At 72.8% G+C, this 23409-nt stretch carries 17 protein-coding genes; 10 read left to right on the top strand and 7 right to left on the bottom strand.

The features are described from left to right. The first annotated feature begins 95 nt into the window (after positions 1-95). Both MYF83_RS38030 and MYF83_RS38025 read left to right on the top strand, forming a co-directional pair. On the top strand, positions 96-704 hold the full coding sequence (locus MYF83_RS38030) for a thymidine kinase (protein WP_248965662.1): 609 nt from the start codon (positions 96-98) through the stop codon (positions 702-704). Positions 705-830: 126 nt separating this feature from the next. After that, entirely contained in the window at positions 831-1022 is a 192-nt protein-coding gene (locus tag MYF83_RS38025; RefSeq protein ID WP_248965661.1) for a hypothetical protein, read from the top strand. 50 nt (positions 1023-1072) lie between these two features. On the opposite strand, the gene MYF83_RS38020 is transcribed toward MYF83_RS38025, so the two are convergent. Together MYF83_RS38020 and MYF83_RS38015 are read right to left on the bottom strand one after the other, a co-directional pair. Next, positions 1073-1975: a serine/threonine-protein kinase gene (locus MYF83_RS38020; protein WP_248965660.1), complete on the bottom strand. Its 903-nt coding sequence runs from the start codon at positions 1973-1975 to the stop codon at positions 1073-1075. Positions 1976-2094: 119 nt separating this feature from the next. Continuing rightward, a complete protein-coding gene (locus tag MYF83_RS38015) occupies positions 2095-2823 on the bottom strand; it encodes an SRPBCC family protein (RefSeq protein WP_248965659.1) in 729 nt (242 codons plus the stop codon). A 297-nt stretch (positions 2824-3120) separates the two neighbouring features. Here MYF83_RS38015 and MYF83_RS38010 point away from each other — a divergent pair, with 297 nt between their 5' ends. The 4 genes from MYF83_RS38010 (at position 3121) to cydB (ending at position 9657) form a co-directional block, all read left to right on the top strand. Further along, positions 3121-6057, top strand: coding sequence for an AfsR/SARP family transcriptional regulator (locus tag MYF83_RS38010; RefSeq protein WP_248965658.1), 2937 nt, complete (start codon positions 3121-3123; stop codon positions 6055-6057). A 48-nt stretch (positions 6058-6105) separates the two neighbouring features. After that, positions 6106-7080 carry a polysaccharide deacetylase family protein gene (locus tag MYF83_RS38005; RefSeq protein WP_248965657.1) on the top strand — a complete coding sequence of 325 codons (975 nt, stop codon included), beginning with the start codon at positions 6106-6108 and terminating at the stop codon, positions 7078-7080. A 183-nt stretch (positions 7081-7263) separates the two neighbouring features. Continuing rightward, positions 7264-8718, top strand: coding sequence for a cytochrome ubiquinol oxidase subunit I (locus tag MYF83_RS38000; protein WP_248965656.1), 1455 nt, complete (start codon positions 7264-7266; stop codon positions 8716-8718). 9 nt (positions 8719-8727) lie between these two features. Next, entirely contained in the window at positions 8728-9657 is a 930-nt protein-coding gene (gene cydB / locus MYF83_RS37995) for a cytochrome d ubiquinol oxidase subunit II (protein ID WP_248965655.1), read from the top strand. A gap of 68 nt (positions 9658-9725) precedes the next feature. Here cydB and cutA read toward each other — a convergent pair whose 3' ends face one another. The 5 genes from cutA to MYF83_RS37970 all read right to left on the bottom strand — a co-directional run bounded on the left by cutA (position 9726) and on the right by MYF83_RS37970 (position 16663). Then, complete coding sequence (gene cutA / locus MYF83_RS37990) at positions 9726-12119, bottom strand: aerobic carbon-monoxide dehydrogenase large subunit (protein ID WP_248965654.1); 2394 nt, start codon at positions 12117-12119, stop codon at positions 9726-9728. Next, positions 12116-12604: a (2Fe-2S)-binding protein gene (locus MYF83_RS37985; RefSeq protein WP_248965653.1), complete on the bottom strand. Its 489-nt coding sequence runs from the start codon at positions 12602-12604 to the stop codon at positions 12116-12118. Before MYF83_RS37985 ends, cutA begins: the two co-directional genes overlap by 4 nt. Beyond that, positions 12597-13493 carry an FAD binding domain-containing protein gene (locus MYF83_RS44050; RefSeq protein WP_248965652.1) on the bottom strand — a complete coding sequence of 299 codons (897 nt, stop codon included), beginning with the start codon at positions 13491-13493 and terminating at the stop codon, positions 12597-12599. Before MYF83_RS44050 ends, MYF83_RS37985 begins: the two co-directional genes overlap by 8 nt. Then, a complete protein-coding gene (locus tag MYF83_RS37975) occupies positions 13490-14866 on the bottom strand; it encodes a uracil-xanthine permease family protein (RefSeq protein ID WP_248965665.1) in 1377 nt (458 codons plus the stop codon). The genes MYF83_RS44050 and MYF83_RS37975 overlap by 4 nt, the downstream gene beginning before the upstream one ends. A gap of 231 nt (positions 14867-15097) precedes the next feature. Continuing rightward, a complete protein-coding gene (locus tag MYF83_RS37970) occupies positions 15098-16663 on the bottom strand; it encodes a PucR family transcriptional regulator (protein WP_248965651.1) in 1566 nt (521 codons plus the stop codon). A gap of 159 nt (positions 16664-16822) precedes the next feature. On the opposite strand from MYF83_RS37970, the gene MYF83_RS37965 reads away from it, so the two are divergent. The 4 genes from MYF83_RS37965 (at position 16823) to MYF83_RS37950 (ending at position 23354) form a co-directional block, all read left to right on the top strand. Further along, on the top strand, positions 16823-17722 hold the full coding sequence (locus MYF83_RS37965; RefSeq protein ID WP_248965650.1) for an oxamate carbamoyltransferase subunit AllH family protein: 900 nt from the start codon (positions 16823-16825) through the stop codon (positions 17720-17722). Positions 17723-17907: 185 nt separating this feature from the next. Then, positions 17908-19290, top strand: coding sequence for an AllF/FdrA family protein (locus MYF83_RS37960; protein ID WP_248965649.1), 1383 nt, complete (start codon positions 17908-17910; stop codon positions 19288-19290). Next, positions 19287-20669, top strand: a complete 1383-nt coding sequence (locus MYF83_RS37955; RefSeq protein ID WP_248965648.1) for a YlbE family protein — start codon at positions 19287-19289, stop codon at positions 20667-20669. The genes MYF83_RS37960 and MYF83_RS37955 overlap by 4 nt, the downstream gene beginning before the upstream one ends. 174 nt (positions 20670-20843) lie before the next feature. Continuing rightward, a complete protein-coding gene (locus MYF83_RS37950; RefSeq protein ID WP_248965647.1) occupies positions 20844-23354 on the top strand; it encodes a serine/threonine-protein kinase in 2511 nt (836 codons plus the stop codon). Positions 23355-23409 lie beyond the last annotated feature (55 nt).

Raw genomic sequence — 23409 nt, 5'->3', positions numbered from 1 at the left:
GGGGCGGGGTGGTGGGGGAGATGACTGTATGCTGGCGCGCCGTGAGTGAAACGTCCGCCTTGTCTAGTGCGCCCGCGCATCCTCATCGCGATGCCGTGCTGAGGTTCTTCCACGGCCCGATGGACTGTGGCAAGTCCACGCTCGCGTTGCAGATGAACTACAACCACGGACGCCAGGGCAGGCGGGGTCTGGTGCTCACCAAGCACGACCGCTCGGGCGGCCCGCAGATCACCAGCCGGATCGGCCTCGGGCTCGAGGCGGTGGAGGTGGTCGACGACCTCGACCTGGTGCGGCTCGTGCTGGAGCGCGACCGCATCGACTACCTGATCTGTGACGAGGCGTGCTTCTACACGGTGGCCCAGATCGAGCAGCTCGCCGATCTGGTCGACGAGCACGGCGTGGACGTCTACGCGTTCGGCCTGGCCTCCGACTTCCGGTCGCGGATGTTCCCCGCGGCGCAGCGCCTGTTCGAGCTGGCCGACGAGGTGTCCCGGCTGCAGGTGGAGGTGCTCTGCTGGTGCGGGCGCGAGGGCAGGTTGAACGCCCGTGTCGTGGACGGCGTCATGGCGCGCACCGGAGAGCAGGTCGTGATCGCCGACACCGACGGGTCCCAGGTGCACTATCGCGTCCTGTGCCGCCGCCACTACCGCACCGGCGACCTGGGCGAATCGCATCCCGCCTCACTGGCCGCGTCGACCACCTGATATGAGGACTTGTCAGTAGATCATTAGCGCTCTACGGTATGTGATCATGCTCCTGCCCCCCGGGAGTCCCGGCCTGGAAAGAGCGCCTTCAGCAAGCCCGAAGACAGAAGAGACGACCAGGTCAGCATGGTCAGCCGCCGAGCCTTCGCCCTCGGCGCGGCGGGCGGACTGGCCGCGACCGGCACGGGGGCCATGGGCCTCTTCGCCGCGCAGCCCGCGAACGTCCGGGACGGCGTTCCTGCGCTACTCGAGCGCTCCGGCGCGGTACGCGTTCCGCGACTCCTGGGCCACGGCCGCCGTCTCCGGCTGACCGCCTGACTTCCTGGGCCCGGAGCCGAGCGGCCTGACGGGCCCAGGGAGGCCAGAGGTCAAGGGACGGAGGAGATGTCGTCCATGCGGTCAGCGAGCTGGAGAGGGTCGCCGCCGAGCAGGGCGGACGTCGCGCGCCACCAGGCGAACCACTCGCCGCTGCGCCACATCCAGTCGACCCGCTCGATGGCGGCGATGACGTCGCCCTTGGCCTGCCACCACGGGCCGACCTGCTCGCCGGTGGCGCCGTGGCGCAGCGCCCACTGGCGCAGGTACTCGGCGGCCCGCTGGTCGACGGTCTCGGCGTAGGGGTCCGGGTCTTCTCCAGGGAGGGGATGGGGGCCGAGTCCCGCCGCCACTCCCCAGCTCCACTGGGCTTCGGCGGCCCTGGAGTAGCGCAGCGAGGCGAAGTCGAGGTTGGACCCGAGCCGGCCGTCCGGCCGTTCCACCACCACGGCGTCCAGGCGCCCGCCCGCGTCGAAGGCGACGACGAGGCGCCGGCCGGGAGCGGCGTCCTGGGGCAGCTCGACGCGGTCCTCCGCCTGCCAGGAGTTGAGGTCCACCGACGCGATGGGCGGACCCCAGGCGGCGTCGGCGCTGTCGTCGGCGATCCAGGCGGCCAGCATCTCAAGGACGGTGAGATCGGTCCACGGCTCGATGGCCGTGTTCGCCGCCAGCACCTCGTCGGGGGCGGGGATCTTCCCGCTGCGGCCGGACGACCACCAGCCGACGCCGAGGACTCCGGTGCCGACGAGCAGGCCCGCGATCGCGGCGAGCTCGGAAGAGCGCCTGGTGAGCATGGCTCCCTGCGCCAGCTCGGCGCAGCGGGTCACGCGCTCCTCGCCGAACACTGCTCCGGCCTCGCTCAGCAGCAGTGCGGCCGTCGGATGCCGCTCACCCAGCAGGTCGTGGATGAGCCGCCGAGCCTCCGATCGAGCGTCCTCCGCACGGAACTCTCGCATAGTGCTCACGTTACGCCGGGAGATCCTCTTCCGCGAGGTCCTGTAACGGCCTCGGGATCAGCTGAGCTCCGCACATACCGCCTGACCTGCGGCGACACCGGATCGCCCCTGCCGCGCGGCTATCGCCGCCGGCCGGTGCGGCCGAGGAGCCAGCCGATGACCGCGCTGCCGAGCGCGATGCCCGCGCCCATGCCGAATGCCGTCAGCACCGGCCAGACCGGCGTCCCACCGGCGCGCGACCGTTCGGCCGCCCGCCCCGCCTCGTCTCGCGGCCGCTCGAACACCTGACCCGCGGCGAGGCCGGCGGGTTCGCCGGACGGCTGCTCGGCCGCCCCCGCCATGCTCGGAACGGCCTGCGCCGCCCCCGCCATGCTCGGAACGGCCTGCGCCGCGCCCGCCAGGGCCGGGACGTGCTGGAGGTGCCGCTCGACCGCGGTGAAGAACTCGCCGGCCGTCTTCTTGGCGACCGAGCCCAGCATCCGCTGCCCCACGCCGCCGATCATGCCGCCGACGACGGCCTCGGCGTCGTAGTCGACCCGGGTGGCGCCGCCGTCGACCTCGCTGAGCCGGATGCGCACGGTCGCGTCCACGGTGCCGGGCGCGCCGGCGCCCCGCGCGCGGAGGGTGAACGCTTCGGGCTCCTCCGGGTCGGACAGGGCGACCTCGCCCTGGTAGACGCCCTTGATGGAGGCGACTCCCGCGCTGACCGTCATGCGGTAGGTGTCGGCGCCCGTGGCCTCGAGCCGCTCGCAGCCCGGAATGGTGCGCACCAGAACGGCCGGGTCCTGGAGCGCGGACCACACGCGGCCCCGGTCGACCCCGACGACGGCGCTGCCGACGACCTTCATGGACACCTCCGATGCCGAGGGAATGCCGAGAGACTAGAGACGGGCCCACGGCGGCGATAAGAGCAACTTCTGCCCGTCCGCTCCGCCCGCCCTCGTCAATTCTCGCCGCGTCACGGCTTTCCGTCCCGCGTCAAGGTCACGCTAGCTCATGCTCGTCGCCGATCGGCCGGAGGCATCGGCGGTCGCGAGACCATTTCGATTCGTGAGCAGTCTTCGCCTTTGCCGTCTTTCGGGATATAACTAGCCAATTATTCGCAGGCAGCCGGCCGGCAGACGCACAAGAAGAAACGGATATCTGTGAGCGCTCGAGCAGCGGGGCTTCACTTCGCCGTCCTGGGCCCACTGGAGGTGACCCGCGACGGGGAGAGGCTCGATCTCGGCGGCAGCCGGGTCAAAGCGGTGGTGGCGACGCTTCTGATCGCCCAGGGCAAGGTCGTCACCGTCGACCGGATCGTCGAGGCCGTGTGGGCCGAGCAGGCTCCCAACAGCGTCATGGCCAGCCTCTACTCGTATGTGACCAAGCTTCGCAAGGCCCTGGAACCGGACAGGCCCTCGCGAGCGCCCACCGGCATCCTGGACCGCCAGGGGCCCGGGTACGTGCTGCGCGTCAGGCCCGAGTCGGTGGACGCCGAGCACTTCGCCGCCCTGGCCGAACGCGGCGCCCGGCTGCTGGCCGAGGAACCGGCCGCGGCGGCGGAGAACCTCGAGACGGCGCTGCGGCTGTGGCGCGGCCCCGCGTATTCCGACCTCGGGGACAGCGACGTGGCCACGGCCGAGATCGCCCGGCTGGAGAACGCGCGGCTCGCCGCCCGCCAGGACCACGCGGCGGCCCTGCTGGCCATGGGCCAGGCCGTCCCCGCCGTGGGCCGGCTGGAGGCGCTCGTCCGCGAGCACGCGCTGGCCGAGCGCTCGTGGGAACTGCTGGCCCTCGCGCTGTACCGCAACGGGCGGCAGGGAGACGCGCTCGCCGCGCTGCGCGCCGCCCGCGAGCGGCTGATCGACGAGCTCGGCGTCGACCCGGGCCCCTCGCTGCGCGCCATGGAGGCCGCGGTACTGCGGCAGGATCCCGCGCTCGAGTGGAAGGCTCCCAAAGAGACCGCGACGCTGGCCGAGCCGGCCGAGCGGCGCGACGCCCCCGGCCCCCGGCTCCCCGCGCCGCTGACCCGCCTGATCGGCCGCGACGAGACGGTGAGCACGGTGAAGCAGCTCCTCGAGTCGCACCGGCTCGTCACGATCACCGGCCCCGGCGGCACCGGCAAGAGCCGCACGGCGCTCGAGGTGGCCCGGTACTTCGCCGGCTACGTGAGCGATTCCGGCGCTTCCGGGCGCCCCGCCGATCCGGAGCGCTCCGTCGCCGCCGAAGGGCCCTGGCTCGCCCTGCTCGCCGACGTGACCGACGAGGCGCTGCTGCCTGCCGCCGTCGGCGCCGCGATGGGCACGGCGATCACCAAGAGCACCGACGACCTGGTCGAGTCGATCGGCGACCGCGAAATGCTCCTGGTGCTGGACAACTGCGAGCACCTGATCGACGCGGTGGCCGGGCTGGCCGAGTCCGTGTTATCGCGGTGCCCGGGCCTGCGGCTGCTGACCACCAGCCGGGAGCCGCTGGCCATCGCCGGAGAGGCGACCTGGGACCTGCCGCCGCTCGATCCGGAGACCACGGCCGTCGAGCTGTTCCTGGAACGGTCCCGCGCGATCCGCCCCGACTGGCGGCCGCGGCCTGCGGAGCGCGAGGTCATCCTCCGGATCTGCCGCGAGCTGGACGGGCTTCCGCTGGCGATCGAGCTGGCCGCCGCCCAGACGCGCGTGCTGTCGCTCCAGCAGATCGAGGAAGGGCTCAACGACCGCTTCGCGCTGCTCGCCACCGGCTCGCGCACCGCCCCGGCGCGGCACCGCAGCCTGGAGGCGGCCATCGAGTCCAGCGCGCGGCTCCTCACCCTGGCCGAGCAGCGGCTCCTCGGCAGCCTCAGCCTGTTCGAGGGCGGGTTCGACCTGGAGGCGGCCGAGCGGATGGCCGACGGGCCGACGGTCCTGCCCCGGCTCAGCGGGCTGGTGTCCAAGTCGCTGGTCACCGTGGACGGCGCGGGCACGCCCCGGCGGTACCGCATGCTGGAGACGATCCGGCAGTACGCGCTGCGCGTCCTGCCCGCCGGCGAGCGGCCGCACTGGGAGAAGCGGCATCTCGCCTGGGCGGTGGAGCTGGCCGAGACCGCCGACCGGCGGCTGCGGACGTTCGACGACGAGCTGTGGATGCGCCGGCTCCGGCGCGAGCAGGCGAACACGCGCGCCGCGCTCGCCCATGCCCTCGTGGCCGGCGACGGTGAATCGGCGCTGCGGATCGCCACCGCGCTGTCCTGGTACTGGTACCGGGCGGGGAACGTCCAGGAGGGCATGGACTGGCTGACCCGGGCCCTCGACGCCGTCGATGCCGATCATCCTCTGCGCGGCCAGGCGCTGATCGGGCGGGCGCTGCTCCGCTACCTGGCGGGCGCCGCGATCGCGGGCAACGACGACGTGGAGGTCGCGCTGCGGCAGGCCGAGGTCGTCGGGGACATCGAGGTCATGGCCAGAGCCCTGCCGTACCGGGCGTACTTCCTGCAGCTCAGCGGCAACCCGAGCCAGGCCCAGCTCGCCCTCGCCGAAGGCTGGAAGCACGTCCGGGCCGCCGGGCTGCCGTGGGTGGAGGCGGAGCTGATGATGGTGCGCGGGCAGATCACCCGCGTCGCCGGGGATCCGGCGCTGGCCGCCGTCCAGCTCGTGGAGGCGGCCGACGTCGCCGAGGCGTGCGGTCACGACTGGGCGTACGTGTCCTCCGGCTGGATCAGCGCGAAGGTCGCCATGGACCTCGGGGACGCCGACCGCGCCGTGCAGCAGGCGGCGCGGCTGCTGGTGTACCTCGACCGGACCGTGGACGTGACCTCGTGGCTCGCGGGCGCCCACGCGCTCGCCGGGGCCCTCGGCATGGCCGGGCAGGCGATGGAGGGCGCGGTGATGCTCGGCACGGTGTCGGCCATCGGGTCCCGGGTGGGGTACTCGCCGCTGCTCATGGATCCGCTGGACGGGCCGCGCAACGTGGCCTGCGTGCGGGCCACCCTCTCGCCCGAGGCGTACGACGAGGCGTTCTCCCTCGGCGCGAGCCTCACCAAGGAGGACGCCGTCGCGACGGCGCGCAGGCTGATCGTCCACTCAGCCGAGGACAACGACCACACGGTGCTCCGCGTCAACCGGCACTGATCGCGGAGCTTGCGGTGCGGGATCATGCCGATGGCAAGATGGCTGACCATGATCTGGGGACGAAAGGTGTCAAGCACGGTCATCGGCCTCGTACTGGTCGCTATCTGCTCGGCGAGCGGCACGGCGTTCCCGGACCGGCCCCCGGCCGTCCCCCCGTCCCCGCCGCACGCGAACGCCGCGACCGGGAGCGCCGCACCGACCGTTAGCGCCGTCCCGACCGCGAGCGCCGCCCCGTCCGTTAGCGCCGCCCCGACCGCGAGCGCCGCGCCGGGCGGGCCCGCCGGCGCGCTGCCCAGGCCAGGGGAGGTCGGCCGGATCCGGGCACGGGCCGGTGAGGCGCTGCCGGTGGTGAGCGCGATCGCGACGAAGCGCAAGGTCGTGTTCCTCACCATCGACGACGGCTGGGAGCAGGACCCCGGGTTCGTCCGGCTGGTCAGAGAGCGCGCCGTCCCGATCACCGTGTTCGCGACGCGCGACGCGGTGGAGGCCCGGGGCGTCCCCGATCCCACGGCGGCCGGCGGACGGTACGTGGGCGCGGGCAAGTGGTCCTACTTCCGTGAGCTGCGCGACGCGGGCGCGCCGATCGAGGACCACACGCTCACCCACGCGAACCTCTGGCGGCTCGGGCCGGACGCCCAGAAGCACGAGATCTGCGGCTCCGCCAAGGTCATCGCCAGGGAGATCGGGCGCAGGCCGGTGCTGTTCCGGCCGCCGTTCGGCAACTACACCGGCACCACCCTCCGGGTCGCCAAGGGGTGCGGCCTGTCGGCCGTACTCCTGTGGACGGCCAGCGTGCAGCCGGGCGGGAAGATCTCCTACCAGACGCCGGACAAGCGGCTGCATCCCGGAGACATCCTGCTCCTGCACTTCCGCGCCCATCTGGCCAGGGATTTCCGCATCCTGCTCGACAAGATCGAGCGGCGCGGGTTCGCGCTGGGCGACCTCTCCGCCTACCTCAGGGCGGGCGGAGTGCGCCTTCCCGCTCCATCGGGCGGCGTACCCGGGAATCCGCCGGTGGGGTGACGCCCCGGGCGGGCCCGGGGACGGATCATTGGACGCGTCGCCGGGGGGCCTGGCGGCGAGCGGGGGGTGTGACGAAGATCGCAGTACGCAGGGCACCTTCCGCTCCTCGTTTGCTCTACAAGCTGTAGTACTACTAGAAGTAGAACTACAGGCGGTAGAGCTTCTTGGATCCGTGAGGGGCACATGGACGCACTGGACCTGGCGCGGTGGCAGTTCGGGGTCACCACCGTGTACCACTTTCTCTTCGTACCCCTGACGATCGGCCTGGGGATCTTCGTCGCCGGCCTGCAGACGGCCTGGCACCGCACCGGCAAGGAGCACTACCTCAGGCTCACGAAGTTCTTCGGCAAGCTCTTCCTGATCAACTTCGCGATGGGCGTGGTCACGGGCCTCGTCCAGGAGTTCCAGTTCGGGATGAACTGGAGTGAGTACTCCACCTTCGTCGGAGACGTGTTCGGCGCCCCGCTCGCCATGGAGGCGCTGCTCGCCTTCTTCCTGGAGTCCACGTTCCTCGGATTGTGGATCTTCGGCTGGGACCGGCTGCCGAAGCGGATCCACCTGGCGTGCATCTGGGCCGCCACCATCGGCTCGAACCTGTCGGCGTACTTCATCCTCGCGGCGAACGCCTGGATGAAGCACCCGGTGGGCTACGAGGTGGTCGACGGCCGGGCCCGGATGACCGACCTGTGGGCGGTCCTGACCAACTCCACGGCCCTCGCGCAGGTCCCGCACGTGATCGCGGCCTCCTTCGTCATCGCCGGCGGGTTCGTCATCGCGGTGAGCGGCTACCGGATCACGCGGGAGCGGCGCATGGCCGCCGACGCGGACGCGACCGTCCCGTTCACCCGGGCGGCGCGCGGGCGGGTGGCCGCCCGCCTCACCGGCGACCCCGCCATGTGGCGGAGCAGCCTGCGGGCCGCGCTCGTCATGACCGCCATCGCCGGCGCGGTCGTCGCGGGCAGCGGCGACCTGTCCGGGCAGTACCTGCGCGAGCAGCAGCCGATGAAGCTGGCGGCCGCCGAAGGGCTCCGGCACGACGAGAAGGGGGCGCCGTTCTCCCCCGTGCCGGGCATCGAGGTGCCGAACATGCTCAGCCTGCTGGCCGCGCACGACCCCGGCGCCGAAGTGCAGGGCATCGACGACATCCAGCGGCGGTACGAGCAGCGATTCGGCCCCGGGGACTACGTGCCGAACCTCCCGGTCGTCTACTGGTCGTTCCGCGTCATGACCGGATTCGGGCTCTCCACGGTGGGCCTGTCGCTCCTCGGGCTCTGGCTGACCCGGCGCCGCCGCCCGGCGCCGGAATGGTTCGCCAGGATCTGCCTGCTGGCGCTGCCACTGCCGACCCTCGCGATGATCGCCGGATGGCTGCTCAGCGAGATCGGGCGGCAGCCCTGGACCGTCCAGGGCGAGTTGCTCACGGCGGCGAGCGTGTCCCCCGGGGTCTCCCTCAGCGAGGTCGCGATCTCCCTGGCGATCTTCACGGCGCTCTACGGCGTGCTCGCGATCGCCGAGGCGAGGCTGCTGGTCCGGTACGTCAAGGCGGGACCCGAGCCCGTCGAGACGCCGCTCGAACCTCGCCTGCCGGACGACATCGACGCCCAGGCGGCGCGCCTGGCGCCCACCTTGATGTATTAGGAGATCGCCATGGAACTCACCACCTTCTGGTTCCTGGTCATCGCGTTCCTGTGGACCGGCTACTTCGTCCTTGAGGGCTTCGACTTCGGCGTCGGCGCGCTGCTCCCCGTCCTGTCCCGCGGCGAGGGCGAGCGCCGGCAGATGCTCGCGACGATCGGACCGGTCTGGGACGGCAACGAGGTGTGGCTGATCACGGCCGTCGGCGCCATGTTCGCGGCCTTCCCCGCCTGGTACGCGCGCCTGCTCAGCGGCTTCTACCTGCCGCTGGTCATGGTGCTGGCCGGCCTAATCGTGCGCGGCGTCGCCCTGGAGTGGCGCGGCAAGGTCGAGGGCAGGGAGCGCGCGCTGTGCGACGCGGGCATCGTGGCCGGCAGCGTGCTGACCGCGTTCCTGTGGGGCGCGATCTTCGGCAACCTGCTGTACGGCACCATGGCGGCGACCGTGCTCGGCGGGGCGCTCTCGCTGACCCTGGCCGTCGTGCACGGCGCGGTGTTCGTCGCGCTGAAGACCACCGGCCCGCTGCGCGCCAGGGCCCGCCACACCGCGCTCGCCGTGTCGGTCGCCGCCCTGCCCGTCGCCATCGTCGCGCTTCCCGCGCTGCCGGGGGCGGGGGCGGCGAACGCCGCCTGGACCTCCCACCCGGTGCTGTGGCTGGCCGCGCTGGCCGCCATGATCGCTCTCGCCTCCGCCGTCGCGCTGATCTGGCGCCGCCGCGAGGGATGGGCGTTCACCGCGACCGCCGCGTCGATCGTGCTGGTCACCGGCACGCTGTTCGGAACGCTGTGGCGCGAGCCGCTCCCTGGCCTGACCGTGGCCGAGGCCGCCTCCGGCCCGTACACGCTCGGCGTCATGACGTGGATCGGGCTGATCGCGCTGCCGTTCGTCCTGGCCTACCAGGGGTGGACGTACTGGGTCTTCCGCAGGCGCGTCACGGCCTGACGCCGGACGCACCTGAGGGCGGGGACCACGCGGTCCCCGCCCTCACGGCCTGAACGCGCCCGGCGCGATCACGGCGACGCCGTGCGGCTCCGCAGTTCGTGCAGCTCCGAAGGGGAGATGGGCATCCGCTCGATGGTGATGCCCTCGGCGTCCTCGATCGCCGAGGCGATCACCGCCGACACCGGGATCACCCCGGCCTCGCCCGCGCCCTTGATCCCAAGGGGGTTCAGCGGCGAGGGCGTCTCCAGGTGGGCGGTCTCGATGAACGGCACCTCCGTGGCGTAGGGCATCAGGAAGTCCATGAACGAGGCGTTGAGCAGCTGCCCGTGCGCGTCGTAGACCATGCGCTCGTACAGCGCCCCGCCGACGCCCTGGGCCACGCCGCCGTGGATCTGGCCTTCGACGATCATGGGGTTGATGAGCCTGCCGCAGTCGTGGACGACGGCGTACCGCAGGATGTGGATCTCGGCGGTGTCCGGGTCGGTCTCGACGATGGCGGCGTGCATCCCGGAGGCGAACGTCGAGCGGATCGGGGAGTAGTAGTCGCGCCCCTCCAGCCCCGGCTCCTCCCCCTCCTGGACCGGCGGCCGGTCCATCGAGGCGGCCCCGGAGAACTGTGTGGCCCGCTGGGCCTCCTCGTCGAAGGCGTACCGCAGCGGGTTGGACAGCACGGCCACCGTCGCCAGCGGGATGGAGGCGCCCGGGTGGCCGGCCACCCGCACCACGCCGTCCTCGATCTCGAGGTCGCGCGGATCGGCCTCCAGCGCCTCCGCGGCGATGCGCAGCGCCTTGTCGCGCACCTTGCGGCAGGCCAGGGCGATCGCGTTGCCGCTCATCACGGCGGCCCGCGAGGCGAACGTGCCGACGGCGTAGCCGAAGCGCCGCGTGTCGCCGGTCACCACCGACACCTTCTCCAGCGGCACGCCCAGCTCGGTGGCGGCGATCTGCGCGAACACCGTCTCATGCCCCTGGCCCTGGGAGGTGAGGCCGGTCGAGACGTGGACGCGCCCGTCGGAGGTCACCTGCACGTGGCCGCCCTCGTACGGGCCCACGCCGGTGCCCTCCACGTAGCAGCCGATGCCGATGCCGAGCCGCCGGCCCCGCTCGGCGGCCTCGGCCTTCATCGCGGGGAAGCCGTCCCAGCCGATCAGCTCCTTGAGCATCCGCAGGGACTCGGGGTAGTCGCCGCTGTCGTAGATCAGCGGACGGCCGTCCTGGAAGATCAGGCCCTGGTCGTAGGGGAACTCGCCGGGCTGGATGAAGTTGGCCGCGCGCACCGCCGTGCGGTCCAGGCCGAGGTGGGCCGCGATGCGGTCCATGGTGCGCTCCATGCAGAACACCCCCTGCGGGCGCCCGGCGCCGCGGTAGGGCGTGACCTGCACCGTGTTGGTGTAGATGGAGGAGAACTCCACGCGGTAGGCGCCGATGCGGTAGGGCCCGAGCAGCTGGGTCGCGGTGATGATCGGCACGATGATGCCGTACGGCGTGTAGGCGCCGTGGTCGTGCAGGATCGTCACGTCCAGGCCGAGCACCCGCCCCTCGCCGTCGAAGCCGACGCGCACGTGCTGCACCTGGCCGCGCTCGTGGGCCGAGGAGATGAAGTGCTCGCGGCGGTCCTCGGTCCACTTGACCTCCCGGCCGAGCAGCATCGCCGCCCAGGGGACCAGCACCTCCTCCGGCCAGGGGTGGACGATCTTCACGCCGAACCCGCCGCCCACGTCGGGGGCGATCACCTCGACCGACGGCAGCGGCAGGGCGAGCTTGGCGGCGATCGCCATGCGCACGCTCGTCGAGGTCTGGGTCGAGCTGTAGACGCGCAGGGACGCGTCGTCGGCGTCCCACCGGGCGTACACGCCGCGCCCCTCCAGCGGCATGGACGCGCTGCGCTCGAAGTCCAGGCGGAACGACAGCACGTGCGGCGCGGCGTCGATCGCCTCGCGTGCCCCCAGCCCCTGCGCGGACGGCACCTCCTGGACCAGGTGGGCCCCCACGTTGCCGGGGACGTCCTCGTGGACGAGGTGGACGCCGTTGGCCGCCTCCTCGATGCCCACGACCGGCTTGAGGAACTCGTAGCCGACCTCGATGAGGCCCGCGGCGTCCTCGGCCAGGTAGCGGTCGCGGGCGACGACCATGACCACCGGCTCGCCGACGTGCCGGACGACGTCCCTCGCCAGCGGGTAGGCGGTGCGCCCGTGGGTGAGCGCCGGATGCGGGATCAGCAGGGGCAGCGGGTCGCGGACCCGTTCGGGCAGGTCCTCCCAGGTGTAGATGGCGACCAGGCCGTCCACGTCCAGCGCCGCCGACACGTCGATGTCGCGGATGCGGGCGTGCGCGTGCGGCGAGCGGACGAAGGCGGCGGCGAGCGCGCCCTGGCCGAGGTCGTCGAGGTAACGGCCCTGCCCGGTGATCAGCCGCCGGTCCTCCCTTCGCTGGACCGGCTCGCCGAAGAGCTTCGTCGTCACGCCTCATCACCCATCAGCTCGGCCGCGCGGTGTACCGCCTTGACGATGTTCTGGTAGCCGGTGCAGCGGCACAGGTTGCCCGAGATGCCCTCGACCACCTCATCGTCGGCCGGCGTGGGGTTGTCGCGCAGCAGCGCGGTGACCGTGCACAGGAACCCCGGGGTGCAGAAGCCGCACTGCAGCGCGTGGCACTCGGAGAAGGCGCGCTGCACCGGCGACAGCGACCCGTCCGGCCCGCTCAGCCCCTCCACGGTGGTGATCTCGTGCCCGTCCACCGACACCGCGAAGGTCAGGCAGGAGCGCACCGGGTCGCCGTCCAGCAGCACCGTGCAGCAGCCACAGACGCCGTGCTCGCAGCCCACATGCGTGCCGGTCAGGCCGAGCTCGTGGCGCAGGCAGTCCGACAGCAGCCGCCGTCCCGGCACCTTCACCTCGCGCACGACCCCGTTGACCGTCAGCGAGATCTCGTGCAGCGTCTCAGCCATCCAGGCCCTCCCTCCCCTGCTCGCCCGCGGCCTCCTGGGCGGCGATCCGCAGCGCCCGCTCGGCCAGCACCCCGGTCAGGTGCCGCCGGTAGGCGGCGGTCGCGTGAATGTCCCCTTCGGGATCGATGCGCTCGCGCACGGACGCGGCCACGGCCGCCCAGTCGACCGACGCGGCGGGCCGGTGGGCGCACACCTCGGACATCTCCAGAAGCACCGGCACCGGGCCGACGCTCACGCAGGCCACCTTGGCCGAGACGATGCGCAGGTCCTCGTCGAGTCCGACCACGGCGGCGGCGCCGGCCATGGCGTAGTCGCCGTGCCTGCGCGCCACCTCGCAGAAGGCGCTGCCGGTGCGGGGAGGCAGCGAGGGGAAGAACGCCGAGACGGCCAGCTCGCCGGGCTCGACGGCCGACTCCAGCGGCCCGGTGAAGAACGCGCCGGCCGGGACGTCGCGCTCGCCGCCCCCGTGCCGCGCCAGCCGCACCGACCCGGAAAGGACGGTCAGCACGGCGGGCAGCTCGGCGGAGGGGTCGGCGTGGACCAGGCTGCCGATGACCGTGCCGCGGTTGCGGATGACCGGGTGGGCCACCAGCTTGAGCGCGGTGCGGAGCAGCGGCTGGGCGCGCGCGACGGAGGAGGAACGCTCCACGGCGGCGTGCCTGGCGAGCGCGCCGACGCGCACCCCGCCGTCCGCCACGACGAGGGTGTCCAGCTCGGCGACGCGGTTGATGTCGACCAGGTGGGACGGCGAGGCCAGCCGCATGTTGAGCAGCGGGATCAGGCTCTGGCCGCCGGCCAGCACCTTGCCGTGCGGCCCCGCCCCGGCGAGGACCTCCAGGGCCTCGCCGAGGCCGCGCGGCGCGTGGTAGTCGAACGCCGGTGGTTTCACGCGGTGCCGTCGCTCCCTTCCGCCAGGGCCGGCGCCGGCCCGGTGTCCGCCGGAGCGGATGTCCGCCTGGCGATGACGCGCAGCAGGTGGTAGCCGCCGAGCACGACGATCGTGCCGAGCGCGATGCCGGCCAGCGAGAAGTCCTTGGTGATCTGGTGCGACACCGGCCCGATAGCGAGGATGATGCCCGCTCCGATCGGCACCATGTTCACCGGGTCGGAGAAGTCGACGCGGTTCTCGATCCAGATCTTCGCGCCGAGCAGGCCGATCATGCCGTACAGGATGACGGTGATGCCGCCGAGCACTCCGCCGGGCGTCGCCGCGACCAGCGCGCCGAACTTCGGGATCAGGCCGAACGCGATGGCCACGACGGCGGCGATGTAGTAGGCGGCCGTGGAGTAGACCCGGGTCGCGGCCATGACCCCGATGTTCTCGGCGTAGGTGGTGGTGGGCGAGCCGCCGACCGCCGTGGCGACGGCCGTGCCGACGCCGTCGGCGAGGATGGCCCGGCCCATGTACGGGTCGACGTCGGTGCCGGTCATCTCGCCGACGGCCTTGACGTGCCCGATGTTCTCGGCGATGAGCGCGATCACGGCCGGCAGTACCAGCACGACGGCCGAGACGGCGAAGCTCGGCCTGTGGAAGTCCGGCAGGCCGAACCACGGGGCGTCGGCGACGCCCTGGAAGCTCACCCGCGGATGGGTGTCGACCTTGCTGAGCCCCGCGTTGTAGGCGGTGATGTTCCCGAAGACCTTGTCGGCCGCGAGGGACAGCAGGAAGCCGGCGACCAGGCCGAGCAGGATGCCGATGCGGCCGATGAACCCCTTGAACGCCACGATGATGACGAAGGTGACGACCATGGTGATCAGGGCGATCCACGGGTCCTGGGGCCAGTAGACGTCGGCCACCACGTAGGCGAGGCCGAACCCGATGAGCATGACGACCGCGCCGGTCACGACCGGCGGGAAGATCTTGTTGATGGCGCGCACGCCGAGGTAGTGGATCGCGACGCCGCACAGGGCTAGCACGACGCCGGCCACCAGGATCGAGCCCGTGACCGTGCCGCTGTCGCCGCCGGCGGCGCGGATCGCCACCACGCCGCCCACGAACGAGGCCGACGTGCCGAGGTAGCTCGGGACCTTCCCCTGCACGATCAGCAGGAACAGGATCGTGGCGACGCCCGACATCATGATCGCCAGGTTGGCGTTCAGCCCCATGATCAGGGGGAAGACGAAGGTCGCGCCGAACATCGCGATCACGTGCTGCGCGCCGAACCCCACCATGCGCGGCCAGCTCAGCCGCTCATCGGGTTTGACCACCTCTCCGGGGGCCAGAGCGCGCCCGTCGCCGTGCAACTTCCATCCGAAGGCCATGAGAGCCCCTTCACTGACCGGGCCGGGCGGTCGGTGGCCACCCCGCAGGCGGACCTCCGCGGCGTATTGCTTCTTGCCGTACTCGATGTTGTCGCTGTTGTCGTTGTTCTGTCTTGTTGCGGGCACATTAGACCGGCGGACGGCGGCCCACATGGTAAGGAGTTGCCAAACGTGCCCCGCCTACCAGCACTCTTCTTGCGCACGGGTGAGCGGCGCAGGAGGTGAGACGCATCAGATGCCGCGCATCCGCAGGACGTGGAGGGCGAGGGTGAGGTTGAGGCGCAGGTGGGCGTCCTCGGTGAAGTTGCCCAGCATGCGTTCGAGCTTGCCTATGCGGTAACGCAGGGTGTTGTAGTGGAAGTGCAGGCGGCGGGCGGTCTCCGCCACGTTGAGGTTGGTCTCGAGCAGCACCTGCAGGGTGCGGCGCAGGTCGGCGTTCTCGGCGTCCTCGTCCAGGGCCAGCGGGCCGAGCGCCTCCTTCACGAAGGAGTGCAGCTCGGCGGTGTCGTTGACCAGGGACAGCAGCCGGTAGACGCCGAGCTGGTCGAAGTGGGCGACGGCGCCCGGCCCGTGGAGCTGGCGGCCCACGCGCGCGGCCTTCAGCGCCTGGCCGTAGGCGTCGGGCAGGGAGTCGGCCCCCTGGGCGACCCTGCTCATGCCGGTCGAGAAGGTCGCGGGACGGCAGTCGGCGAAGGAGGCCACGGCGTCCTTGGCCAGGCGGGCCATGTCGACGCCCGAGCCGACGATGGCGACGACCTCGTGGGAGAAGCCCGCCACCGCGCCCTGCGGGTCGTGGCGCCGCAGCGCGGTGACCCACGCGGTGAGCAGCCGGTCGGGCGGGATGTCCCACTCGGGGTCGATCTCGGCCACCAGCACGCCGACGGGCCGTTCGAGATCCCACCCGAAGGAGCGGGCGCGGGCGGCGATGCGCGGCCCGCCCCGGCCGGTGAGGACGTCGCGCAGGAAGTCGGCGCGGTACTTGCTCTCTACGGCGGTGACCGCCTCCTGCCGGGTGACCACGAGGGCGGCCACGGTGGCGGCGCGTTCGAGGATGCCGATGTCGCCGTCGCGCATCGCCCCGGCCGGGCTGTGGGCGACGATGCGCCCGTGGTGGTGCCCGCCGGCGACGACGGGGACGACCGTGTAGTCCCTGCCGGAGACGGACGGGGCGGCGCGCAGCGTGGCGGCGTCCCCCGCGGCCTCCAGGACGTGCCCCGCCGGGTCGAGGACGGCCACGGAGACGTCGAGGAGCCCGGCCACCTCGGCGACGACCTCGCGGAGCCCCCCGCCGGCCAGCACGATCTGGACGAGCGCCTTGTGCGCCTCCTCGGTGCGGGCGAGCAGCGCGGCCTGGCGGTTGAGGATGTCGGTGAGAACCTGGTTGAGGATGTCGTCGAAGCCGACGTCGTTGGGCAGGAGTATCAGGGGGAACCCGAGCCGGTCGGCCTGCTCGACCATCTCGGCGGGCAGCTCGTCGACGTATCTGCCGAGCTTGATGCCGAGTGCCGCGAGGCCGCGCTCGTCGAGGTCGGCGACGAGCCTGCCGAGCGACTGCGGGGTGTTGCGCAGGGGGTAGCCCGTGGTGAGCAGCAGCTCGTGGGGTTTCACCCAGGCCAGGATGTCGGGCACCTCCATGACGTTGAGCCGCTGGACGATGCGTTCGAGGCCGTTCCTGCCGCCGATCAGGCGGGCTCCGGCGAGGGTGGAGACGCCGAGCACCTCGCCCACGGAGACGCCGTGAATGATGGTGCCGGTGGAGGCCAGTCGCATCGCCGGGGGTGATGGGTCAGCAGTCATGGTCATGCTCCAGAGTGGAACGCCTTTTCCGTGATTCTGACGGAACAGTTGTCTGTCAACAAGAGCCAACTCTCTGGAGAACTGTTGGCAGCTTTCTCCGTACGGCAGGTCTCCAAGACCGTTCTACGGTCTCCCCAGACTCGCGGGGAGGCCGGGGTAGTGACACTGGGGACGCGCACACCGATCCGACATGGCACGCCGGCGCACGCCAAGGCGTTCGGGGCGGCGAGCACCGCGCTGCGCCCGGCGCTGGAGTCGCCCCGCAGGCCCGCGCGCGTGCTCGCCGCGTTCCCGCTGGGCGTCTACCTGGAGATCCGCACCGACACCGAGCCGTTCGTCGTGGCCGTCGTCACCGGCGACGCGACCCGGCTGCCCAACGCCGTCGTGATCGGCGACCCGCTGCCGTCGATCTCCAGCGGCGACGAGGCCGCCGTCGGCGACGGGTGCGTCGAGATCGGCCGCGTCACCGTGCACGTGCGGCGCTGGTGGGACCCCTCCCCTCCGCTGGGTCCGGTCGGCCTGGAACGGCTGGCGCGGACGCTCCCGGCGTTCACCGAGATCTGCCGGGCGCCGGGCCGCGAGCCCGGCCTGGACCCCGGCGGCGCGGCGGCGATGCTCGCCGAGGGGTGCTCGGATGGGTCGCTGGTGACGGCCATCACCGCCGCGGAGCGGCTCATGGGCCTCGGTCCCGGCCTGACTCCGAGCGGTGACGACATGCTCTCGGGCATCCTGGTCGCGCTGCGGCAGTTCGGCCTGGCGACCGGCGTGGAGCGGGCGGTCTGGGTGGCCGACTGGCTGGCGGCGACGGTGGCGTTCGACGCCCGCACCCGCACGACCCCGATCTCGGCGACGCTGCTGCACTGCGCCGCCCAGGGCCAGGCGTGCGCGGAGGCGCTCGCCGTGCTGCGCGCGGTCGCCGGCCTCCAGTCGCTCGAACCCGCCGTGCGCAGGCTGCTGCGGCTCGGCCACACCTCCGGCGCCGACCTCGCGTGGGGTCTGCGGGCCGGGATGTCCGCGGTGCTCCGCCTCGGCGGCATGGCGCCCTTACCCGGCCGGTGACCGGCGCGGGCGGTCGTCGGAGGCGCTTCGCGCGACGCGGGCGGCCGTGGCCGGCCCTCGAAGGGGCGGCCCGCCGGACGGACGTCGTGCCACAAAGCCTGTCAGAAACCGTGTAAGAAATCGCCTGAGATGCGGTGAGAGACCATTGAGAGTGGAACGGACGTCATGCGAGGGGCGGTGAGCCGGTGACGACGAGCACCGATCTGGTGGAGGTGCGCACCGGGCTCTATCACGACTCGGTGAGCCTGATGCGGATCAGCCAGGCGCTGGGCTCGCGCCCGGGCGTCACCGTCGCCGTGGTGGCCATGGCGACCGAGCTCAATCTCGATCTGGCACGCGACGCCGGGTTCGCGGTCCCGGACGCGGGCCCCACCGACCTGCTGGTGGCCATCCGCGCCGGCTCGGAGGCCGCGGTCAAGGACGCGGCCGAGGAGCTCGAACGGCAGTTCTCCCTCCTGGCCAAGGGCGGGCAGGCGGGGGGCGAGCGGGCCGAGAGCCCGCCGCGCACCACCCGGGCCGCCGCCCGGGCATGGGACGCCTCGCTCGCGCTGGTGTCGGTCCCCGGCGAGCACGCCTTCGCCGAGGCCATGGACGCCGTCGAGGCCGGGCTGTCGGTGATGATCTTCAGTGACAACGTGCCCGTCGAGCAGGAGGTCCTGCTCAAGGAGCGGGCGAGGGAGCGCGGCGTCCTGGTGATGGGCCCCGACTGCGGCACCGCGGTCGTGGGCGGCGCGGGGCTGGGCTTCGCCAACGTGCTGCGGCCCGGGCCCGTCGGCGTGGTGGCCGCCTCCGGCACCGGCGCGCAGCAGGTCACCTGCCTGCTCGACCACGCGGGCGCCGGGGTGAGCCACGTCCTCGGCGTCGGCGGCAGAGACCTGTCGGCCGCGGTGGGCGGCGCCTCGACGCTGACGGCGCTGGCCGCCCTGGACGCCGACCCGGCCACCGAGCTCATCGTGCTGATCTCCAAGCCCCCCGCTCCCGAGGTCGCCGAGGTCGTGCGCCGGGCCGTCGAGGAGCTGTCGACGCCGGTCGTCACCGCCCTGCTCGGTCCCGGTCAGGACGACCTGACCACGGCCGCCGAGAAGGCCCTGCGCGCCCTCGGCCTCCCGGTCCCCCAGTGGCCCTGCTGGACCGTGCCCCAGCGGGCGCCGTCCGCCGAGCTGTCCGGGCTGTACGCCGGCGGCACCCTGTGCGCGGAGGCGGCCATCATCGCGGGCACCGGCGCCTTCACCGACTTCGGCGACGACGAGTACACCCTCGGCCGGGCCCATCCCATGATCGATCCGACGGTCCGGCTGGAGGCGCTGGGGCGGGCCTCCGGCGTGATCCTGCTGGACGTCGTGCTCGGCCACGCCGCCGATCCCGATCCCTCCGCGCGCCTGGCGCCCGCGATCCGCGAGGCCCGCGAGCGCGGCGCGGCCGTGGTCGTGGCCCTGGTCGGCACCGAGTCCGACCCGCAGGGGCTGCGCCGGCAGGCGGAGGTCCTGGTCGCGGCCGGGGCGTCGGTCTTCACCTCCAACGCGGCCGCCGCCGGGCACGCCGCGAGCCTGGTCAGGAGTGCGCTGTGAGGTTGTCCATGCTCGACGGCGAGCCCCGCGTGATCACCGCCGGCGCCGCCGTGCTCGCCGAGGCGCTCGACCAGCAGGCCGTGCCGCGCCTCGGGGTCGACTGGCGGCCCCCTCTCCCGGGCACCTCGCAGGCCCTGGCCAAGGTGCTGGCCGACCCCCGGCGCGAGCGCGCGAACGAGATCGCCGTCGGCCGCATGCTGTCGGCCAGGCCGAGGCTCGTCGGAGTGCGCCCGGCGCGCGAGGTGCTCGACCTGCCGCCGCGCACGTTCTTCCACGCCGGGCCGCCCATCGACTGGGAACGCGCCTCCGGCCCGATGCGCGGGGCGCTCACCGGCGCCGCGATCTTCGAGGGCCTGGCCGCGGACGCCGAGGAGGCCGAGCGCCTGCTGGTCGCGGGCAGCGTGAAGCTCGACTCCTGCCACCACCACCGCACGGTCGGCCCGATGGCCGGGGTGGTCAGCCCGTCGATGTGGATGTTCGAGGTCGTCGACGACGAGCACGGCGGCACGGCGTACTGCTCGCTGAACGAGGGCCTGGGCAAGGTGCTGCGGTACGGCGCCTACGGGCCGGAGGTGATCGAGCGGCTGCGCTGGATGGGCGAGGTGCTCGGGCCCGTGCTCGCGGCGGCGCTGGCCGTGAGCGGCCCGATAGACCTGCGCTCGCTGATCGCGCAGGCGCTCCAGATGGGCGACGAGCTGCACAACCGCAACCGCGCCGCCACGTCGCTGTTCGTCCGCGAGATGGCGGCGGCGGTGGTCGAGGCGGCGCCGGAGCACGCCGCCGCGGTCCTGCGCTTCATCAACGGCAACGATCATTTCTTCCTCAACGCCGGCATGGCGGCGGGGAAGGTCGGCGCCGACGCCGCGAGGGACGTTCCCGGGTCGTCCCTGGTGGTGGCCATGGCCCGCAACGGCACCGATTTCGGGATCCAGGTGTCCGGCCTGGGCGACAGGTGGTTCACCGGCCCCGCCGGCGTTCCCGACGGTCTCTATCTGGGCGCCTACGGGCCCGAGGACGCCAACCCCGACATCGGCGACTCCACGATCACCGAGACCTCCGGGCTGGGCGGGTTCGCCATGGCCGCCGCCCCCGCGATCGTCCGCTTCGTCGGCGGGGACGTGTCGGACGCCGTCGCCGCGACCAGATCGATGTACGAGATCACGCTCGCGGAGCACCCCGTGTACCAGATCCCCGGGCTCGGCTTCCGCGGCACCCCCACGGGCATCGACATCGCGCTGATCGCGAGAACCGGACAGCTTCCGGTCGTCAACACCGGCATCGCGGGCCGCGTGGCGGGAACCGGGCAGGTCGGGGCGGGTCTGGTGACCCCGCCGGCCGAGGCGTTCACCGCGGCCCTGACCGCGCTCGTTGAAGTTTAAAGGAAGACCGAATTCCCATTGACCCAAGTTTGACCCTAATATCAGTGGCCAGTCTCACAGTCCAGATGACGCACACGATCTTTACATGATCCATAAATGGGGATATGACGCGGACGAGCGTGAATTGGGGACCGCGGTATGACGACCGATCGCACGCTCGGGAGGGCGCCCTCAATGGCCGAGGGTAAGAGTCCCCTGGGCGACGCCGGTGTCGCGCCGGAGGGGCAGGGGCGGCTGGTGGGCCGGCGTTATCGCCTGCTCTCACCGGTCGGCCGAGGCGGCATGGGCATGGTCTGGCACGCCCATGACGTGCTGCTCGACCGCGACGTCGCCGTCAAGGAACTCATCCTGCCCTTCGGGCTGGACAGTGCGGGCAAGCAGGTCGCCCACCGGCGCATGCTGCGCGAGGCCAGGTCGGCCGCGCGGCTCAGCCATCCCGGCATCGTCACCGTCCACGACGTCGTCGAGGAGGACGGCCGTCCCTGGATCGTGATGGAACTCGTGCGCGCCTGGTCGCTGGAGCAGGCCGTGCGGCAGAGCGGGCCGCTGCCGGTCGTCCAGGCGGCCGAGATCGGCGTCCGCGTGCTCGACGCGCTCCGGCACGCCCACGCCGCCGGCATCCTGCACCGGGACGTCAAGCCCGGCAACGTGCTGCTCACCGCCGACCGGGTGGTGCTCACCGACTTCGGCATCGCCGCCATCGAGGGCGACGTCACCATCACCCAGACGGGCCTGCTCATGGGCTCGCCCGCCTACATCCCGCCGGAGCGCCTGCAGGGCCGCTCGATCACCCACGCGGCCGACCTGTGGTCGTTCGGGGCGACGCTCTACGCCGCCGTCGAGGGCCGCCCGCCGTACGAGGGCCCCGACGCCGTGGCCGTCCTCGGCGCCGTGCTGACCCAGGATCCCAACCGCCCGCAGCGGGCAGGAGCCCTGCTGCCGGTCATCGAGGGCCTGCTGCGCAAGAACCCCGCCGACCGCATGCCCGCCGCCCAGGCCGCCGACCTGCTGGAGCGGGTGCTGCGCACCCACGGCTCCGGCCTGCCGCTCAGGGGCGGCGAAAGGCCCGCGATGGCCTCGCTGCCCACCCGGGCCGACCCCACACCGATGCACATGCTCCCTCCGCTGGACCCGCCGTCCGGGCCGCTGCCCTCGCGCATCATCGAGACCCCCTCCGGGCCGGTGCGCGTCCCGGTCGACCAGAACTCCGCCGGCCAGGCGGGCGACCGCCCCGACCTGTTCCACCCCCAGGGTGGCACCGGCCCGCAGAGCGCGCCCTACGCGGCGCCCGCGGGATACGACGCGTTCCAGAGCCCCTCGGGCGGGCGGCCGAACCCCTATGACGCGCTGAGAAGCCCCTCCGGCCCCCAGCCGTTCGAGGCGGCCAACGACGCCTCGGGCCCCCGGCCGAACCCCTACGACGCGCTCAGGAGCCCCTCGGGCCCGCAGCCCGGCCCCTTCGACGCGCCGCGCGGCGGGTCCGGCAAGCAGCCCGACCCGTACGACGCCCTGAGAAGCCCTTCGAGCACGCAGCCGGTCAACCGGTACGACGCGCTCAGAAGTCCCTCCGGGCCGCAGACCGGCGGCCCCTACGACCCGCTGAGAAGCCCCTCCGGCCCGCAGCAGCCCGGTGGCGCCCCCTACGACGCCCTGAGAAGCCCTTCCGGGCCGCAGACCGGCGGTCCGTACGACGCGCTCAGGAGCCCTTCCGGGCCGCAGACCGGCGGTCCGTACGACGCTCTGCGCAGCCCCTCCGGGCCGCAGCCGGGCGGTCCCTACGACGCGCTGAACGATCCCTCGGGCCAGGGCGGCTCCCACGACTCGCTCGTGGGCGGAACGCCGGGCTCGCGGGTGTGGCCGCCGTCCGCGTCCCCGAACCTCGCCGACCGGCTGGCCAAGGACCTCGCCGGCGGCGATCCGTTCGGCGGTCCGGGCGCCAGGGCCGGCTCCCCCGAGCGGCGCGAGGCCGCGCCCGACGGGCGTGGCCGCCGTCAAAGGCCCGGCCCGCTCGAGGACGACGACGCCCGCGAGGGCCGCTCCCCCGTGCTGCTCGTCCTCGCGGGCATCGGGGTCATCGGCGTGGTGGCCGCCCTGCTGTTCGTGCTGTGGCCGACCGGCTCCTCCACGCAGGAGGACGTGGCCGCCCCCCTGGCCACCAGCGGCGAGACCGCCCCGGCCGACCCCGCGACGGGGGACCCCGCACCGGTGGAGACCGCCGACACGCTGGCCGCGCCCGAGCTCCCCAGCAGCTTCCGCACGCAGACCGCCGCCGGGGTGTCGGTCGCGGTCCCCAAGACCTGGACGGCGTCGGCCTCCAACGAGGCGGTCACCTACACCGGGCCGAAGAGCTCCGGGCGGCGCATCCAGATCAAGAAGGTCGCCCCGACCGGTGACGACGGCCTCGCGCTGCTCACCAAGTCCAAGGACGAGGCCACGCTGACCGACTACGCCCAGACCCGGCTGGAGTCCTCTCCGCTCGGGAACGGCAAGTGGCAGAGCAGCGTCTGGGAGTACACCTACACCGCGCTCACCGAGGTCACGACCCACGCCGTCACGCGGTACGTCGCCTTCAACGGCAAGGCGGCCTACGAGATCACCTTCACCGCGCCCGACGCCGAGTGGGACCAGTCCGACAACCGCGAGACGATGGCCATCCTCTGGAGCAGCCTCAAGCCCGCCGGCTGATCACCGCCGCCCCGTCCCTCGGCGGGCCGACCGGTCCGGGGGCGGGCACCATGGC

Source organism: Sphaerisporangium perillae, from assembly GCF_023276435.1.
Classification (GTDB): domain Bacteria; phylum Actinomycetota; class Actinomycetes; order Streptosporangiales; family Streptosporangiaceae; genus Sphaerisporangium; species Sphaerisporangium perillae.
The sequence above is the reverse complement of the archived record's forward strand: the minus strand, read 5'-3'. Positions and strand labels throughout refer to the sequence as shown.

Excerpts from the sequence above, each read along its gene's own strand:
- cydB (WP_248965655.1), top strand. The coding sequence starts at position 8,728 with ATGGAACTCACCACCTTCTGGTTCCTGGTCATCGCGTTCCTGTGGACC.
- MYF83_RS37985 (WP_248965653.1), bottom strand. The coding sequence starts at position 12,604 with ATGGCTGAGACGCTGCACGAGATCTCGCTGACGGTCAACGGGGTCGTG.
- MYF83_RS38015 (WP_248965659.1), bottom strand. The coding sequence starts at position 2,823 with ATGAAGGTCGTCGGCAGCGCCGTCGTCGGGGTCGACCGGGGCCGCGTG.
- MYF83_RS37975 (WP_248965665.1), bottom strand. The coding sequence starts at position 14,866 with ATGGCCTTCGGATGGAAGTTGCACGGCGACGGGCGCGCTCTGGCCCCC.
- MYF83_RS37950 (WP_248965647.1), top strand. The coding sequence starts at position 20,844 with ATGGCCGAGGGTAAGAGTCCCCTGGGCGACGCCGGTGTCGCGCCGGAG.
- MYF83_RS37970 (WP_248965651.1), bottom strand. The coding sequence starts at position 16,663 with ATGACTGCTGACCCATCACCCCCGGCGATGCGACTGGCCTCCACCGGC.
- MYF83_RS38005 (WP_248965657.1), top strand. The coding sequence starts at position 6,106 with ATGATCTGGGGACGAAAGGTGTCAAGCACGGTCATCGGCCTCGTACTG.
- MYF83_RS38000 (WP_248965656.1), top strand. The coding sequence starts at position 7,264 with ATGGACGCACTGGACCTGGCGCGGTGGCAGTTCGGGGTCACCACCGTG.
- MYF83_RS38020 (WP_248965660.1), bottom strand. The coding sequence starts at position 1,975 with ATGCGAGAGTTCCGTGCGGAGGACGCTCGATCGGAGGCTCGGCGGCTC.
- MYF83_RS38025 (WP_248965661.1), top strand. The coding sequence starts at position 831 with ATGGTCAGCCGCCGAGCCTTCGCCCTCGGCGCGGCGGGCGGACTGGCC.